We start from the raw sequence: 2,043 nt of genomic DNA, 5'->3' as shown, positions 1-2,043 counted from the left end.
CGCGCTGTGATTGAATCCACACTATCGCCGCCCATCCCCTGCGCGGCGATGCAGGCCCCGTCGGATCCCACCTTCCCGACGGGGCCTGCTTCTACCTCACGGGTCTACCGCGATCGCGAAAAATCCTGTACTCATTGGACAGGGGTCCAGCACGTTTGAGCACGCAGGGGATGCTCGGAGGTTCTGGACCCTCCCACTACTCCGCCCCATTGGCAGCGCTCCGCCTCATCGGGAGGAAGCGGAGCACCGAATCGGCTACCCCTTGACGCGACGCGTACAGCCCAGTTGCAGCCACCGGAATTCTACGGCGGCGAGGACCTGCCCGAACATGAAAAGGGCGCCCCGCCTCCGGCGTTCTGAGGGGAGGCGGGGCGCAGAGCAGCCGTAGAGACCGATCGGGGGTAGGAATCTACAGCTGCCAGGTGTATCGGACAGAACAGACCGAGCGTTACGGAATCGTCGGGTCGACGTCCTAGTCCCAGTACAGGAAGGTGTTCGTCGCGCCGGCGAGCACGTTGCGCTCGTTCGCGGTCGTCGCCGCGTGATACGCCTCGACCCACACCTGGTCGCCGTCGTGCAGCGTCGTCGGGAACGACAGACCCAGATCCTTCACCGTGCTGAGCCCCGATTGCGTGTTGATGGCAACCTGGCTGCCGTTGACCATCAGACGTGCCCGGCGCTCGACGAAGACCACCCCGGTGTTGAACGTGACGCGGGCGGTGATCGTGGTCGCGCCGGTGCCTTCGGCGATGAGGGCGCCACCGGATTCGACGGTGTCCGGGTAGCTAGACCGCACGGTCCAGCCGGTGACTCGTGTCCACGTGTTGCGGCCCGGGTCCTGGGTGCCGACCTTGTCGACGCCCATCGCCGCGAACGTGACCACCGTGGCGGGTGCGACCGCGGTCGGTGCGACCTCGGCGACCACAGCGCGGGTGTGCACCGGAGTCGGCGGCATGAACGCAGCGGCGGGAATCTCGGCGACGAGGACTCGCGCGAGGACCGGGACGGCCGGGGCCAGCGCCACGGCCGAGACCTCGGCGACCAGGGCGCGGGTGTGCACCGGCGTCGATGGCATGAGCGCGGTGACCGTCGTCTCGGCGGCCAGCGTCCGGGCCAGGACCACCGCCCCTGCGGCGTCGACATCGAGGTCGACCTCGACGACGAGCGACCGGGTGTGGACCACCACGGCCGGGATGCTCGCCTCGACCGCGACCTCGGCGACGAGGTGGCGGGTGAGCTCGTCGCCGAGCACAGGCAGCAACACACCGACCGGAACCTGCGCCGTCAATGCTGCGTACCGGATCGGCCAGGCCGGCAGCAGCGCGGCCGGCGCGGCCTCGACGGTGAGGGTGCGTTCGAGGATCGGCACCACCGTCGCCGGCAACTGTGCGTCGGCCTCGAGATCAACGGTCAATGCTGCGTAGCGGATCGGCCAGGCGGCCACCAACGCATCGACGTCGATCTCGACGATCAGCGCGCGGACAACCACACCGACGATCATCGGCGGGATGCGCCCGACGGGCGCGGTCGTCTCCGGCAGCCGCGGTCGTGGGGACACCACGGTGACCAGCTGCGGGCGTGCCGCGATCGTGACACCGGCGACCGGGCGCAGCGCCACCGTCGAGCCCGCGGCCGGTGCCGGGCCGGTCGACTCCGGCAGCAGCGGCCGTGGCGCGATCGAGGCGCCCACGCTACGTGCCCTGCGGGACCCGCAGCGTCACCGGAACGCGCAGCTTCCCGGCCGTGGTGAACGGCGCGGGACTGTCCAGCGGATGTGACCACTGAAACGTCGAGCCGTTCCAGCACGACAGGTGCGTCACGGTCGTCGAGGCGGGAATGTCGAACTCGAGCTCGGAACCGGCCACGTCACCATCGGACGCTCCCGCGGTCCATGTCAGGGTCTTGCGGGCGTAGGCGCCGCCGGTGACCTCACTGGCACCGGTCGTGCCGGGGTCGGCGGTGTGCGCCGAGAACGTCGCACCCAGGGTGGACAGTTCGACGGCGAGAGATTCGCGAACAGCGGTGCTCATTTTCACGGGGTGT

Annotated in this window: 2 protein-coding genes; both read right to left on the bottom strand. The window is 69.5% G+C overall.

What is annotated here, in order from left to right; genetic code table 11:
* Positions 1-472 precede the first annotated feature (472 nt).
* Entirely contained in the window at positions 473-1,690 is a 1,218-nt protein-coding gene (locus I0Q12_RS19505; protein ID WP_197253703.1) for a hypothetical protein, read from the bottom strand.
* A 1-nt stretch (position 1,691) separates the two neighbouring features.
* Positions 1,692-2,030, bottom strand: a complete 339-nt coding sequence (locus I0Q12_RS19500) for a hypothetical protein (protein ID WP_197253701.1) — start codon at positions 2,028-2,030, stop codon at positions 1,692-1,694.
* Positions 2,031-2,043: the final 13 nt, after the last annotated feature.

Origin of the sequence: Rhodococcus sp. CX (genome assembly GCF_015865005.1) — a bacterium.
Classification (GTDB): Bacteria; Actinomycetota; Actinomycetes; order Mycobacteriales; family Mycobacteriaceae; genus Rhodococcus.
Note: the sequence above shows the minus strand (reverse complement) of the source record. Positions and strands in the feature narration are given on the sequence as shown.

Bases quoted from the DNA above. Each gene is read 5' to 3' on its own strand.
- I0Q12_RS19500 (WP_197253701.1), bottom strand. From the start codon at position 2,030: ATGAGCACCGCTGTTCGCGAATCTCTCGCCGTCGAACTGTCCACCCTG.